This window comes from Streptomyces lydicus (genome assembly GCF_001729485.1).
Taxonomy (GTDB): domain Bacteria; phylum Actinomycetota; class Actinomycetes; order Streptomycetales; family Streptomycetaceae; genus Streptomyces; species Streptomyces lydicus_D.
In genome coordinates, this window is sequence record NZ_CP017157.1 from 1,021,161 (window position 1) to 1,036,529 (window position 15,369).

General features: G+C 73.7%; 10 protein-coding genes. 3 read left to right on the forward strand and 7 right to left on the reverse strand.

The window, feature by feature from the left end:
* The first annotated feature begins 4 nt into the window (after positions 1-4).
* Both SL103_RS39155 and SL103_RS04415 read left to right on the forward strand, forming a co-directional pair.
* Complete coding sequence (locus SL103_RS39155; RefSeq protein ID WP_069567463.1) at positions 5-1,960, forward strand: glycosyltransferase family 2 protein; 1,956 nt, start codon at positions 5-7, stop codon at positions 1,958-1,960.
* Between the two features lie 83 nt (positions 1,961-2,043).
* Positions 2,044-2,316 (forward strand): DUF1876 domain-containing protein, encoded by a 273-nt coding sequence (locus SL103_RS04415; RefSeq protein ID WP_069567464.1) that lies wholly within the window; start codon positions 2,044-2,046, stop codon positions 2,314-2,316.
* Positions 2,317-2,404: 88 nt separating this feature from the next.
* On the opposite strand, the gene galE is transcribed toward SL103_RS04415, so the two are convergent.
* The 3 genes from galE to SL103_RS39160 all read right to left on the reverse strand — a co-directional run bounded on the left by galE (position 2,405) and on the right by SL103_RS39160 (position 8,957).
* A complete protein-coding gene (gene galE, locus SL103_RS04420; RefSeq protein WP_069567465.1) occupies positions 2,405-3,382 on the reverse strand; it encodes a UDP-glucose 4-epimerase GalE in 978 nt (325 codons plus the stop codon).
* Positions 3,383-3,427: 45 nt separating this feature from the next.
* Positions 3,428-5,107 (reverse strand): glycosyltransferase family 2 protein, encoded by a 1,680-nt coding sequence (locus SL103_RS04425; RefSeq protein ID WP_079145562.1) that lies wholly within the window; start codon positions 5,105-5,107, stop codon positions 3,428-3,430.
* Positions 5,108-5,396: 289 nt separating this feature from the next.
* Positions 5,397-8,957, reverse strand: a complete 3,561-nt coding sequence (locus tag SL103_RS39160) for a bifunctional glycosyltransferase/CDP-glycerol:glycerophosphate glycerophosphotransferase (RefSeq protein WP_069567466.1) — start codon at positions 8,955-8,957, stop codon at positions 5,397-5,399.
* A gap of 247 nt (positions 8,958-9,204) precedes the next feature.
* On the opposite strand from SL103_RS39160, the gene SL103_RS04435 reads away from it, so the two are divergent.
* Positions 9,205-9,891 carry a class I SAM-dependent methyltransferase gene (locus SL103_RS04435; RefSeq protein WP_069567467.1) on the forward strand — a complete coding sequence of 229 codons (687 nt, stop codon included), beginning with the start codon at positions 9,205-9,207 and terminating at the stop codon, positions 9,889-9,891.
* Between the two features lie 90 nt (positions 9,892-9,981).
* Here SL103_RS04435 and SL103_RS04440 read toward each other — a convergent pair whose 3' ends face one another.
* The 4 genes from SL103_RS04440 to SL103_RS04455 form a co-directional block, all read right to left on the reverse strand.
* On the reverse strand, positions 9,982-10,941 hold the full coding sequence (locus SL103_RS04440; RefSeq protein ID WP_069567468.1) for a class I SAM-dependent methyltransferase: 960 nt from the start codon (positions 10,939-10,941) through the stop codon (positions 9,982-9,984).
* Positions 10,942-11,330: 389 nt separating this feature from the next.
* The gene (locus SL103_RS04445; protein ID WP_069573402.1) at positions 11,331-12,242 is read right to left on the reverse strand and encodes a carbohydrate ABC transporter permease; all 912 of its coding nucleotides are present in this window, start codon (positions 12,240-12,242) and stop codon (positions 11,331-11,333) included.
* A gap of 8 nt (positions 12,243-12,250) precedes the next feature.
* On the reverse strand, positions 12,251-13,624 hold the full coding sequence (locus tag SL103_RS04450) for an ABC transporter permease subunit (RefSeq protein ID WP_079145563.1): 1,374 nt from the start codon (positions 13,622-13,624) through the stop codon (positions 12,251-12,253).
* Between the two features lie 45 nt (positions 13,625-13,669).
* Positions 13,670-15,055, reverse strand: coding sequence for an ABC transporter substrate-binding protein (locus tag SL103_RS04455; protein ID WP_069567469.1), 1,386 nt, complete (start codon positions 15,053-15,055; stop codon positions 13,670-13,672).
* Positions 15,056-15,369 lie beyond the last annotated feature (314 nt).

Here is a 15,369-nt window from a genome sequence, read left to right on the forward strand (position 1 = left end):
CGGAGTGCCGATATCCCCCCAACCCGCGAACCCGGCTCACGGCGGGCCGGCCGGCCCCGCCCCGGCCGTCTCCGTGATCATCCCCGTCCACAACACCCGCCCCTACCTCCCCCGCAGCCTCGGCTCGGTGTTCGCGCAGACCCTCGACCAGCGCCGCATCGAAGTGATCGCCGTCGACGACGGCTCCACCGACGGCAGCGCCGCCTGGCTCACCGCACAGGCCCTCCACCACCCCAACCTCACGGTCATCACCCAGCCCGCCTCGGGCGGCGCCGGCCGCCCCCGCAACGTCGGCCTGAGCCTGGCCACCGGCGACTACGTCTTCTTCCTCGACTCCGACGACCACCTCGGCCCCGAGGCCCTGGACCGGCTCACCCGCATGGCCCAGACCCACCACTCCGACGTCGTCCACGGCCGGATCGTCGGCGTCGACGGCCGCGCCGCCCCCGTCGACCTGCGCACCACCCGCGCCCGCGTCACCCCCTTCGACTCACCCGTCTACTGGACGCTGGCCGCCTACAAACTCTTCCGCCGCGCCTTCCTCGAACAGCACCGCCTGCGCTTCGTCGAGGGCCGCCTGCTGGCCGAGGACCTCCCCTTCGGCATCGCCGCGCTGCTCCGCGCCGACACCGTCTCCGTCCTCGCCGACTACGACTGCTACTACCTGCACGGCCGCCCCGACGACAGCAACGCCAGCCGCCAGGAACTCGACTGGTGCGAGTACCTCCACTACATCGGCACCGTCCTCGCCACCGTCGAGGCCGAGGTCCCGCCGGGCCCCGACCGCGACGCCCTGATGGTCCGCCACTTCCACGGCGAGATCCTCATGCCGTTCGCCGCCCCCTACCTCAGCCGCCCCCCGGACGGCCGCCGCGCCATGGCCGCCGCCGCCCGCCCCCTCGTCGAGCGCTACCTCACCGACCGGGTCCAGGCCGCCCTGCCACCCCGGCTGCGGCTGCGCGCCCACTGCCTGCGCGCCGCCCTCGACGACGCACTCACCGCCGTCGTCCGCGCCGACACCGAGGCCACCCCGCCCGAACCGCCGTACGCCGCCGACGGCCGCCTCTACGCCCGCTACCCCGGCTTCCGCGACCCCCACCACGCCCTGCCCGACGCCTGCTACGACCTCACCGACCGCGTCGCGCCGCGCCAGCGGCTGACCGGCCGGCAGTGGGCGGGCGGCGTCCTGCACCTGCGGGGCACCGCCACCCTCCCCGGACTCCACGGCACCACCGCCGAGGTACTGCTGCACGGCCCCGCCGGCCGCTACCGGATACCGGCGCGCCACGACGGCGAGCGGTGGCGGGCCGCCGTCGACCCGGCGACCGCCGCCGACGGGGCGCCGCTGCCCGCCGGCCTGTGGGGCCTGAAGATCGCGCTCACCGCCCACGGGGCACCGGCCCCGGACGCCGACCCCGCGGACACCGCCGTCCACCGCGAGGCATGGCTGGTACCGGAACCCGACGGGCCCGGGGAGCCGGCCGCCGTACCCGCCGGGCCGCGCCCCCGCCTCGTCGGCCGCGGCCCCGACGGCCCCGCCGTCGCCGCCCTCCTGCCCGCGGGGCCGCACCACCACCTCCACCTCGACCTGGACCCCGACGGCCGCCGCCACCCCCTCGGCACCGACCTCCGCGGCACCGTCACCACCACCCGCACCGGTCGCGCGACCCTCACCGCCCACCTCACCCTGCCCGGCTGCCCCACCGATGCCGGTCTGCGGCTGACCCTCCGCGCCGGCGACCGCACGCTCGTCGCCCGCCGCACCACCGTCGAACCGGCCGCCGCCGACCGCTACACCCTCCGCTGCTCCCTGCACGGCGTCCCGCCCGGCACCTGGCAGGTCGCCCTCCGCCTGACCGCCGGGCCGCTCCGCCACGACCTCCCCGTCCGCACCGCCGACGACCGGACCCCCCTGACCGTCACCGTCCCCCGGCCGTCCCGCCGGCTCCGCCTCCGCTGACCGGCGTGGCGGACCACCGCGCACACCGTGCGCCGCGCCGCGTCCGGGAGCACCCTGGTATCAGCGGTTGGGAGGTGATCGGGATGTTGCAGACCGCTGTCGGATGGCATGTGGAGCTGGAATTCGAGGAGGACACGCACCGCACGCGTGCCGCCGCCCTGGTGAGGCTCGCCGACGGGAGTGAGGTCCGGGCCCACGGCTACGCCAGCCGCCACCCCGCCGACTCCAACCAGGCGCGGGTCGGCGAGGAGATCGCGGGAGCCAGGGCGCTCAACGAACTGGCGATGAAGCTGCTGACCAAGGCCCACGACGAGATCGACGAGGCGTCCGGCCGGACGTCGCACCCACTGACCTGAGCGGCACACCCGGGCACCCTGCTCCGCGGGCCGCATCCCGCGGAGCAGGGTGCCCGGCCGTGACCGACCGGCGTCCGTGCCGGCAGCGTCAGCCCTGCGGGTGGTGGTGGCGCCAGCCCGCCCACGCCGAGGTGATCATGTCGCGCACGTCGTGGCGGGCCTTCCAGCCCAGCTCGGACCCGATCCGGTCGGCGGCCGCGACCACCCGGGCCGGATCGCCGGCGCGCCGCGGGGTGACCTCCGCGGTGACCCCCTCATGGCCCGTGAGTTCGGTGATCAGGTCGATCATCTCCCGTACGGAGACGCCCTCCCCGCGCCCGATGTTGAGCGTCAGATCCCGCACCGGGCCCGGCTCGGCGAGCTTGCGGGCCGCCGCCACATGCGCCTCGGCGAGGTCCGCGACGTGGATGTAGTCGCGGATGCAGGTGCCGTCCGGGGTGGCGTAGTCATCGCCGAAGATGCGCGGCGCGGCGCCCTCGGTCAGCTTCTCGAAGACCATCGGAACGATGTTGTAGACGCCGGTGTCGGCGAGTTCCGGGGTGGCCGCGCCCGCCACGTTGAAGTACCGCAGGCACGCCGTGGAGATCCCGTGCGCCCGGCCCGCCGCCCGGGCCATCCACTCCCCGACCAGCTTCGTCTCGCCGTACGGATTGATCGGCGCGCAGGGGGTGTCCTCGGTGACCAGGTCGACGTCCGGCATGCCGTAGACCGCCGCGGAGGACGAGAACACCAGCCGTCCCACCCCGCCCGCGGCCATCGCCTCCAGCAGGATCTGCAGGCCGTGGACGTTCTCCCGGTAGTACAGCAGCGGCATGTCCACCGACTCGCCGACCTGCTTCTTCGCCGCCAGGTGCACCACGTCGGTGACGCCGTGCGCGGCGATCGTCTCGTCGAGCAGCGCACGGTTCAGCGTCGAGCCGACGACCAGCGGGACGCCCTCGGGGACGCGCGCGGCGACGCCCGTCGTCAGGTCGTCCAGCACCACGACCTGCTCGCCGGCCTGCCGCAGGGCCCGTACGACATGGGAGCCGATGTAGCCGGCACCACCCGTGATCAAGTAAGACATAGCGCCCATCCTAGGGTCGGGGTCGGACAGTCGGGGGACACCGGGTCAGCGGCCCAGCCGGCGGGCCGCTATCCGCCAGACGCTGCGCAGACCCGACGCCACCCGCAGCGACAGCGCCCCGCCGGTCGTCGCGTACGGCTGGACCAGCAGCACCGCGTGGCGCCGGCTGGGCAGCACCCGCCGCCGCAGCCCCGGCCCGGTGGCGCGCAGCGCCGCCCGGAACCCGTCGCCGTCGGCGCAGCTGACCCGGGCCGTCAGATCCCACGGCTCGGGTTCGGCGGAAGCGCCGCCGCCGTCGGCCAGCGCCGCTATGTCCAGCACCACCTCCGCGGTCCAGCCGGCCCCCTGCCCGCTGCCCACCGGGGTGAGCGCCGCGGTGTGCACCGGGCCGCGGCGGTCGTCGCGGCGGCGCCGCAGCTCGACGTCGATGCTCTCCGGCACCGCCTCGGCCAGCCGCCCGTACAGATCGTGCACCCGCAGCCGCAGTATCCCCGGGCCGGACGCCGCCGGCTCCGCGTCGATCGTCACCGGCAGCCGGTGCAGCGGCTTGCTGCCCAGGTCCTCCAGCTCGACCCCGGGCAGGTCCGCCGACCACACCGCCTGCCCGCCGGCCTCCGCGTACGGCGGCAGCAGCCGGCCGGGACGCGCCGCCAGCTGCGTGAGCCGGTCCAGGTCCCGGGGCGCCGGCGACGCCAGGACGACCCGGGCCAGCCAGCGGGCCGGCGCGCGGGCCGCCCGCAGCGCGGCCTCGTCGAAACCCGACAGGTACTCCCGGGTCAGCCGCCACCACTCGGCGCGGTAGTCGCCGCCGCGGGTGTGCAGCTCCCGGACGTACATCCGCAGGTCGTGGTCGAGGAACTTGGTGGCCGCCGCCTCCGCCAGCGCCTTCTGCCCGGCGTCCCGGAAGATCTGCACGCTGGTGCGGTGCGCCTCGATCCGCGCCCGCCAGTTCGCGACGTCCTTGCGGTCCAGCGAGATCGACTGCTTGGCGGCCGAACGGCGCACGTGCCAGATGTAGACGCTGTCGGGAATCGTCGCGATGCGCGGCGCGGCCGCCAGCACCCGCGCGGTGAACACGAAGTCCTCGTACGTGAAACGGCCCTCGGGGAAGGTGATGCCGTGCCCGGTCAGGAACGCCCGCTCGTACAGCTTGTTGACGCACAGGGTGTCCCGCACCAGCTGGGCACCGGACCCGGCCGTCTCGTGCACCGCCGCCTCCCGGTACAGCGCCGGCTGCCAGGGCACGTCCCGCCGCGCCGGCAGCTCCCGCCGCACACAGGCACCCGCCGCGACCGGCACGTCGTGCTCCAGCGCCGCCGCCAGCAGCGCCCGGACCGCGCCCGCCGGCAGCACGTCGTCGCTGTCCAGGAACATCACGAAACGCCCGGTGGCGGCCCGCAGACCGTCGTTGCGCGGGGTGCCGCAGCCGCCGCTGTTCTCGTCGCGGTGCAGGACCCGCAGCCGCGGCTCGGTGCGGGCCAGCTCGTCCAGCGCGGCACCGGTACCGTCGGTGGACGCGTCGTTCACCGCGATCACCTCGACACCGGAGCCCCCGGGCCCGTCCGGCCCCCCGGCTCCTCCCGGCTGCTCCGGCAGCTCCTGCGCGAGCGCCGAGCGCACCGCATCGCAGACGTGGCCGGCATCGTTGAACGCGATGACGACGATGCTGACCTGCGCTGACGGCGTGATGGTGGGCCCTGGCAGCGGCTCTAGGGCTTCTTTCACAGTCACTCAATCTACATTTCGTGTCGACAGCATCTCTTGGCGCGAGCGGGTACGGACCTGACCCCATACCGATGGATCAGAGGGCGAAACCCGCCGCACGGTTGCACCCGCCCGCCCGCTTTTCCCGCGTCTTGCCGTCTTCTTACCTCGCGGGACCCGGGGCGCTCCGGGTGTGCGAAGGCCCCGCAGGACGCCCGCACATGCTGTAACGACGCGAGTGGCGTGCGATGCCGATCCGCGCGCCATCACCTTGCCGCGGACCGGCCGCCCGGTCACCGCCCCATCCGCATCACCGCTCCATCAGGTCCGCGACCCGCCCCGCCGCACCACCGTCGTCCCGGTGGCAGAACGTCTCCCGGAAATCCTCGTACGCCTCCGCCGACGCCGCCGCGATGGCGTCCAGATCGCCCAGCGCGTCGATCAGCTCACCCGTCGTGGCCAGCAGCGGACCCGGCACCCGCGCCTCGAAATCCAGCGTGAACCCGCGCAACGTGTCGCGGTAGTGCGGCAGATCCGGGGTGAGGAACAGCATCGGACGCCCGGTGTTCGCGAAATCCACCGCCAGCGACGAATAGTCGGTGACCAGCACGTCCGCGGCCAGCAGCAGCTCGGTGGCGTCCGGGTGCGCCGACACGTCCAGCGCGAACGGCGCGTGGTGCGCCGGCAACCGGTCCGCGACCAGCGGATGACTGCGCACCAGCAGCACGTGCCCGTCGCCCAGTTCCTCGCGCGCCAGCCGCAGGTCCAGCGGCAGATGCAGCCGGTGCTGCCCCGTGTCGTACGCCAGGTCGTCCCGCGGCGTCGGCGCGTACAGCACCACCTTCCGGCCCGGCTCGATACCCAGCCGCTCCCGCACCGCCGCCGCCCGCAGCTCACGGTCCGCCGCGAACAGCGCATCGGTACGCGGCAGCCCCGTCTCCACCAGCCGCCCCGAGAAGCCCAGCGCCGACCGCAGCACCGGCGTACTGTGCGCGTTCGGCGACAACAGCACGCTCCACTGCCGGCTCACCCGCGGCCGCGCCGCCAGGTGCGCCAGGCCCGCGCACAGCGTGCCCGCCAGATCCGCGCCGATCCGCTTCAGCGGCGTACCGTGCCAGGTCTGGATGATGCGCTGCCCACCACGCCGGGTGAACCACCGCGGCAGATGGGTGTTGGTGACCACCCAGCGGCTGTGCGCCAGCGCCCCGTGCCACTCGGCGCTGCCCACCACCACCGCCCGCGCCGTGTCCGGCACCGCGGTCTGCGCGTCCCGCACCGCCCACAGGTGCTCCACGTCCGTCCCCCGGCGCACCAGCTCCTCGTGCACCGCCCGCGGCGAATCCCCGTACGCCCGCCCACCGAAACTGCTGTACAGCACGGTGTCCCGCAGCGGACGGGAGCGGTGCAGCGCATAGTGCTGCTCGCGCAGCACCCGCCGCCGGTACGGGCCCCGGTCACCCGCCGGCACCGCCGGCCCCGCGATCACCAGCGCCTCGTCGTACCGCTGCCGGTCCAGGGCCAGCGGCTTGCCGCGCACCGTACGCGACGCCGGCAGCCCGTCCAGGACCGACGGCGCGATCCGCACCGGCGCGTCCGGCACCGGACCCGGCACGCCCCGCTCCCGCAGGTGCAGCGTCCACCGGCCCTCGCGCAGCGGCACCGGCCCCGCCAGCGACGGCACCGCCCCCAGCGGCAGCACCCCGTGGAACCGGCCCTCCTCGTGCCGGTTCGCGAACGCCAGCTCCGCGGCGTGCGCGGCGTCCTTCAGCACCAGCTCGGAGGCGTGCGGCGCGGCGTCCGGCAGCCGCCCCGACACCAGCAGCGTGCCGTCCGCCCGCCACAGCACCCGGTCCAGCCACGGCTGCGGCGTACGGTCGTGCAGCACCAGATCCCCGCCCGGGGTGGCCGCCACGACCAGCTCCCGGCCGTGCGGCAGCGGATACGCCACCGGCGCCGACCGCGGATCGCAGGCCACCGCGTCCGTACCGCCGTCGGCGAGCACCAGCTCCGCCAGCCAGCTCTCGGTGTGCGCCGCGGGAATCGCCGCCGGCGCCCCGTCCCGCGGCGGACGCGCCGCCGCCACCGCCTCCGCCCGGACCCGCACCGCCACCTCGCCGCCGTCCCCCGGCGCCGCCTCCACCGGGAACGCCACCACCGTGCCCGTCCCCCGGTGCGTCAGCCGCAGCGCCGTCGGCGCCGGCCCCGGCGCCGCCACCGTCACCTCCACGTCGCCGCCCGCCGCCCGGTGCCCCACCAGCCACCGCGTACGGCGCGCCACCGACAGCCGCAGCCGCCCCTCCTCGTACCACGGCGTGACCCGCACCCGGCCCGCCGCGCCCTCGTCCGCCACGTCCCGGGCCGACGGCGCGGCACCCGACCCCGTCTCCGGCGCGACCGGCGCCGCCACCCGCACCACACCCCCCGACGCGAGCAGCACCCCCACCGACCAGTCGCCCTCCTCGAAGCGGCCACCCCGCCGCAACCGTGCCGGATCCACCCGCACCTCGAAGCCCGACCAGTCGTAACAGTGCAGCTCCTGACCGGACTCGGCGGTCGCCTCCGGCATCAGCACCGGCCGCAGCGGCAGCAGCACCCGGCGCCGCCCGCACGACAGCACCACCGCCCGCAGATAGCCGTGCCGGTGCGCGGCATCCACATTGCGCAGATACGCATAGCCCCGCAGCAGCAGCGCACCGTCCCGCCACACCGCCTCCACCACCCGCGCCCGCGCCGGGAAATCCGCCCGCTCCAGCCGCGTCACCCCCGGCGGCAGCTCCAGCGACGGACGCAGCGGCAGCACCGCCCGCTTCCGCAGCGGCGGCCCCGCCACCGTGAACCCGGCCGGATTGCGCGCCTCGTGCCCCAGCAGCGTCAGCAGATCCGCCGGCCGCCCGGCCCGGATCAGGTACCAGCGCATCCGCAGCTCCACCGGAAGCCCCGGGAACAACCCCGGATCCACCTCCGACAGGAACCCCCGCGCACAGTCCAGGAACGCCGTCCGCGCCTCGGGCGCCGCCCCCGGCAGCCCCTCCACCAGATCCAGCAGCCCACCCGTGAGCAGCCACCGGTCGTAGTCCGCCGCATACGCGTTCAGCTGCACCCGCGCCGGATCGGCGAGGAACCGGCGCACCCCCGCCACCGCCGCGAACCGGTCCCGCACCCCCCGCGCATCGGGCCGCCGGTGCCGGTCCGGGCCCTCCGGCAGACGCCGGTAACACACGTGCTCGTGCAGCACGTCGACCGTCCTCGCCAGGAAGTGCGCGGGCAGCGTCACCGCCTCGTCATGGCACAACTCGCCCTCCGGGAAAGCGAATGCGCACCGGTCCCAGAACGCCCGCCGGAACACCTTGTTCCGCGCGAAATGATCCCGCAGCAGCGTCAGGTCCTCGGTGACGTGCGTCCGCAACACCGTCCGGTGCGCCACCGGATGCTCCGCCGACTGACTGCGCCCGCCCGCCCCCAGCAGATACACGTTGCCGGTCGCCAGATCCGAACCGGACGCGTCCAGCAGCCCCACCAGATCCTCGTACGCCCGCGGCAGCAGCACATCGTCCGCGTCCAGGAACGCCAGGTAGTCGGTGTGCGGAAAGGCGTGCCGGGCACCGGTGTTGCGGACCGCACCGCACCCCGGCGCCGCACCCTTCCCCGGATGGTGCACGATCCGGAACCGCGGATCCCGCTCCGCGAACCGGCGGGCCACCGCCGCCGGCGTACCCGGCACCGCACCCCCCTCCCCGGGCCCGGTGTCCACCATCACCACGTCCAGCCCGGTCAGCGTCTGCGCCGCCACCGACTCCAGGCACTCCTCCACATTCCGCTCGGACCCCTCGCTGCGATGGACCGGGACGACGACCGTGAGTCGGGGCTTCATACGCGGACCGAGCCTTTCCGGACTGGCGATGCACAAGACCGGTCCCTTCAACTCGCCACCGCCACCACGGTCACCGGATCTGCGCTGAAAGGGTGAGAGGCCCCCGCCGGCGCACCCGCCCGACAGATCACGCCCCGTGGTGAGCGCTCGGCGCGCCGTGACCACCCGCCGCGTCCGATGCCGTAGACCCGAGGCACAGCGTCAAGGCGCCCCCGCGCCGCGTCCCAGGGAAGGTGACCGCGTCCCGATGCCCGGCCGAACCGACAGCTCCGCCACCACCGACAGCTCCGACGCCCAGCCACCCGGCAGCGAACCCCGCCCCGCCCATCCCACCGACACCACGGGCACCGCACCGGCCGCCTCCACCGCACGCCTGCCCGCCGAGCAGCCCCGCAGCCGCCTCACCCGCCTGCTGCCCACCCGCGCCCCCTACCGCCGCCAACTCCGGCGGCTCGGCGCCGGACGCGTCCTGGAGATCGGCTGCGGCGACGGCGACACCCTCGCCGGCTGCGCCCCCGGCAGCGTCGGCATCGACCACGACCCGCAGGCCGTCGCCCGCTGCCGCACCCGCGGTCTGACCGCCTGCACCCCCGCCGCCTTCCTCGCCGGCCCGCACGCCCGTCCCGGCGCCTTCGACGCCCTGCTCTCCGCCCACGTCCTGGAACACCTCGACGACGAACAGGCCGAAAGCCTGCTGCGCGCCTACCTCCCCTATGTACGGCCCGGCGGCGCCGCCGTACTGATCACCCCGCAGGAAGCCGGCCACCGCGCCGGCCCCGACCCGGTCCGCTTCACCGACTTCCCCCTGCTCCGCGCCTTCGCCGAATCCGCCGGCCTGACCGTCCGGCGCACCTACTCCCACCCGCTGCCCCGGCCCGCCGGACTGCTGCTCCGCGCCAACGTGTTCGTCCTGATCGCCCAGGTACCGGCCTGACCGCCCCGCACCGCCCCGCACCGCACCGCACGGCCCCGGACACGCCGCGGGCCGGGACGGCCACCCCGCCCCGGCCCGCGCCCACCGTCCTCAGCGCGTACGCGCCCGCCGACGGGCCCGCACGATCGCCCGCGTGACGATCGGCGGCAGCACGTCCAGCGCGACCTTCCGCACCGTGCTGCGCGTCGGCACCGGCGGCCGGGGCCCCGGACGGGCCGCCGACGCGCGCGGCTCCCGCGCCGCCGGCCCCGGCACCGCCCGCGCCGCCGGCGCCGCCTTGTGCCGGGACACCGGCTGCGCCGGCTCCTTGGCCCCCTTGGCGCTCAGCCGCACCAGCGGCGCGTCATTGACGTACTGCACCTCGTGCCAGATGTCGCCACGGCCCTTGATCCACTCCACCAGTGCCTTCTGCAGCGGCTCGGGATCACCCCACGTCCCGTAGAACTTGGTGCCCGTGATGCAGACGGGGCGCAGCCCCTCGTTCGCCACCGCCTGCCACGTGGCCGCGGCCACCCCCGGGCAGTGCTCCGCGCGGTAGTCGTCCAGCACCACCACGCCGCTGCCGGTGAGCAGCTCACGCACCGCGAGGATGTCGCCGTGCACATGCTCGTACAGATGCGAGGCGTCGATGTGCGCGAAACGCACCGACCCCGCCTCGACATGGTCACTGACGGCCGAACTCAGACCCTGCACGATCGTCGGCAACTCGTCATGGAACGCGCGGTAGTTCGCCTCGAAGGCGCGGCGGGTCAGCGTCGCGTAGGACTTCTTCATCTCCTTGGAGTTCGAGGCGTCCTCGGCGGGGGAGTCGAAGAGGTCGCAGACCGTGAAGCGCTCGCCGTCCCGCAGCCGGGCGCCGAGGAAGATCGCGCTCTTGCCCATGTACGCGCCCAGTTCCAGCAGATCACCCCGCTCGGAACGGTCCTGCTGATACGCCAGGAACCAGTCGAACAGCAGCTGATCTGCGGTGAAGAACCAGCCTTTGACGTCGGACAGCCGGGTGGGGCGCGGGAGTTGTTCGGCACTCTGGTCTGCGATGGGGGCAGTCATGTGCGGTCCGTCTCCAGACGGTCGGGAACGTAGGGCCATGTGCGCTGTAGGAGAGGCAGAAAAGGGACGGGGGATACAGGGGGGATGCGGAGAACCTGTGCAGTTATGGACGACGCCCGGCACACACCGTGGCGCAGGGCGCGGCCCGCACCGGGACCAGGGCGCCCTCGCTCGTCACGCAAACGTGCGAGCCCCGCCCGTCAGTCTCCCCGACGGGGCGCCGCCGCACCATGCGTTTCACGGCAGTGACCGACATCGTAGGGGGACGGACATGAACGGGAGATAACAACGGCCCGGCCGCTCCTGGACCCGCCCGCCGCCCCGGGGCCGCCCCGCCCCCGGACCTGCCCCCTGCCCGGGGCCCGTCCCGCCCCCGGGCCCGCCCCGCCTCACTTCACCGCGCCCGCCATCACACCCGACACGAACTGCCGCTGGAACGCGAAGAACACGATCAACGGCACCACCATCGACACGAACGCCCCCGGCGCCAGCACATCGATGTTGTTGCCGAACTGCCGCACCTCCTGCTGCAGCGCCACCGTGATCGGCGGACTGCCGCTGTCCGCGAAGATCAACGCCACCAGCATGTCGTTCCACACCCACAGGAACTGGAAGATCCCCAGCGACGCGATGGCCGGACCCCCCAGCGGCATCACCACCCGGGTGAACAGCCGCAGCTCACCCGCCCCGTCCAGTCGGGCCGCCTCCAGCAGCTCCCGCGGGATCTCCGCGAAGAAGTTCCGCAGCAGGAACACCGCGAACGGCAACCCGAACGCCGTATGGAACAAGATCACCCCGGCCGTCGTCTCGAACAGCCCCACCGCACCGAACAACTTCGCCACCGGAATCAGCGCCACCTGCACCGGCACCACCAACAGCCCCACCACGACCATGAACCAGCCGTCCCGGCCCGGAAAATCCATCCACGCGAAGGCATAACCCGCCAGCGAACCGATGACCACCACCAGCACCGTCGCCGGCACCGTGATCTCCGCCGTGGTCAGCAGCGAACCCATCACCTTCCCGTTCGACAACAACTGGCTGTAATTGGCGAACGTGATCTCCGCCGGCTTCGTGAACACCTCCCACCAGCCGGACTCCGCGATCTGCTGCGGACTGCGCAACGACGACAGCAGCAACCCCACCGAAGGCATCAACCAGAACAGCGCCACCAGCACCAGGAACACCCGCACCGCGCCGCCACCGGTCCGCGCCGCCAGACGCCCGGCGAACGACCGCCCCACCCGCCGCCCCGCGCCCCCGCCCGGCCGGCCCGCCACCACCCCGTCCACGGACGTCATCGACGAGGTCATCGGCGACGCTCCTTCCGCAGGCGCCGGAGATTCACGTACATCACCGGCAGCACCAGCAACAGCAGGAACACAGCGATCGCACTACCCAGCCCCTCGTCCACATCCGTCCCGAACGACGACTGGAACAACTGCAACGCCAGCACATTCGCCGACCGGAGGCTCGACCCCGGCGCGATGATGTACACCAGGTCGAAGATCTTCAGCACATTGATCATCAACGTGACCAGCACCACCACCAGAACCGGCGCCAGCAACGGCACCGTGATCCGCCGGAACACCTGCCACTCACCCGCCCCGTCCACCCGCGCCGCCTCCAACAACTCCCGCGGCACCCCCGCCAGACCCGCCGCGATCAACACCATCGCGAAACCCGCCCACATCCACACGTACGACCCGATGATGGCCGGCGTCACCAGCGCCGGACCCAGCCACTCGACCCCGTGGTACGCCGCCGCGAAATTCGCCCCCGGCAACCGCAGCCGCGCCCCGTCCGCCGCCCCGCCGGGCAGCGTGAACGTCCCGTTCGCCGCCGTCATCGCCGACGCCACCACCGCACCACCCCGGACCGCCTCCACCCGCAGCCCCGCCAGCGCCTTCTCGTTCCCGTCGATCACCCCCGGCCGACCGCCGCCACCACGGGTGAAGTCCAGCCACACCGTGCCCGAGACCACCCCCGGCCGCCGCGCCGCCGCCCCCGCCGGCCGCGCCCCCCGCAGATCGTCCTGCCGAGCCGCCACCAACGGCAGCTCCACCCGCGCACCCGCCCGCACCGCCGACCGCGTCGTGAACCCGCCACCACCCGACGGCCGCAACTCCGAACGCGGCCGCGGCTTCGCCCCGGGAAACGGCGCCGGATCACTGAACGTGTCATGCACCGACACCCACACCGCGTTCGCCACCCCCCGCTCCGGCGCCTGGTCGTACACCAGCCGGAAGATGATCCCCGCCGCCAGCATCGAGATCGCCATCGGCATGAACACCACCAGCTTGAACGCGGTCCCCCAACGGATCCGCTCCGTCAGCACCGCGAACACCAGCCCCAGCGCCGTCGACACCGTCGGCGCCACCACCACCCACACCACGTTGTTCCGCAAAGCGGTACGAATGCCCTCGTCCGAGAACATCTCCCCGTAATTGCCCAGCCCCACGAAACCGCTGCCCGACGCGTCGAACAGACTCCGGTAGACCGAGAACACGATAGGATACACCACCAGCGCCCCCAGCAACACCAGCGCCGGCAGAAGGAACACCACCGCCACCCACCGCCGGGTACCCGTCACCCGCCGGCCGCCGCGACGGCCGGCGCGCACGCCACCACCCCGGCCCCGGCCACCCGGACGGCCCACCTTGCTGACCCCTGCGTCGCTCATCGTGACGATCCCCCGGTCCCGGTCGAGACGGTCGGCGGCGGACGCTCAGCGCCCGAACGACTTCGCGGCGTCCTTCTCCAGCCGCGCCTGCGTCCCCGCGATGTCCTTGGGGCTCTTCAAGAAGTCCTGCAGGTCCTTCCACTCGCCCTGCCCGGGCTTGCCGCCGAAGGACGCCGGCGCCTGGTCCGACATGTCGAACCGGAAGTCGTCACCCGCCGCGATCAACGCCTTCGCGATCTCACGCATCACACCGTCCGCGTACGCCGCCTGATCCAGCGCCTTGTTCGGCGAGACGAAACCCCCCGCCTGCGCCCAGATCTTCGCCGCGTCCGTCGACGCCAGGAACGTCAGCAGCGCCTGCGCCGCCTTGCTGTCCTTCAGCGCCACCGCCACGTCCCCACCGGTCACCACCGGCGACTTCGCACCCACCGCCGGGAACGGGAACACCTTCGCGTCCTTGCCGACCTTCGCCTTCGTCTGCGCGATGTTGGCCGCCGCGAAATCCGCCGACGAGACCATCGCCGCCTTCGGGGCGTCCCCACCGCTGAACGTCTGCGTCACCGCCGTCGGGAAATCCGTCTGCAGCGCCCCCGCGTTACCGCCCGCCAGCAGATCCTTACGGCCGAACAACTGCCCCAGCGTGGTCAGCGCCTGCCGCACCGACGCATCGGTCCACTTGATCCGGTGCTGCGCCAGCCGGTCGTACTTCTCCGGCCCGGCCTGCGACAGATAGATGTTCTCGAACCAGTCCGTCAGCGTCCAGCCGTCCGCACCCCCCACCGACACCGGCTCGACCCCCGACTCGGAGATCGTCTGCGCCGCCTTGAGGAACTGCGGCCAGGTCTTCGGCTCCGTCACCCCCGCATTGCCGAACGCCCGGGCGTTGTACCAGACCAGCGACTTGTTGCTGGCCTTGAAGTAGACGCCGTACGCGGTGCCCTTGTGCGCACCGAGGTCCTGCCAGCCCTTGGAATAGTTCTTCGCGAGCTGCGCCCTGGCGTCCGGGCCCAGCGGCTTCAGCCAGCCCTTCGCGGCGAACTCGTTGAGCACGCCCACCTGCTGAAGCATCGCCACATCCGGCGGGCCCCCACCGGCGATCTTCGACCCGATGAACCCGGCCATGTCGTCACCGCTGGGCACGAAGTCGACCTTGGCGCCGGTCCGCCGCTCGAACTCGTCCAGCACCTTGCCGAAATTCTCCCGCTCCGGCCCCGTCCACACGGCAGTGACCTGCAACTTCTGCCCGTCGAGCTTCGGCAGCCGCACGGTGGGCGCAGTCGACCCGCCGCCCTTGCCCCCGCCACTCCCGCCCCCCTCGGAACCGCCACTGCCGCCTCCGCCGCAGCCGGCCAACCCCAGCGCCAGGGCCACCGCCGCACCCCCCGCCAGCACCCTCCCGGCCGTCCCCGTACGCCCAAGTCCTCTACGCATCCCCGTAACCCCCTGTCGCTCCGTGCCGCACCGGCAACAAACCGGTGCCCTGCCGTGGTGACCCGTCCGGTGTGCGGTAGTGCTGGTGGTGCGATGGTGCGGTGGTGCTGCGCCGGCACACCCCGCGGTGCGCTCCGACGGTGCCGCTCGGTGGTGCGGTGCGCGGCGCGCCGGGTGGCGCGCTGCCGTGGTGCCGCTCGGTGGTGCGGTGGTTCCCGGCGACGCGGTGCCGCTGCCCGGTGCCGCTGCCCGCGGTGGTGCGACGGCGCCGACGAACTACGAGCCGTGCACCGACACGTGTGCCTGCCTGTGCG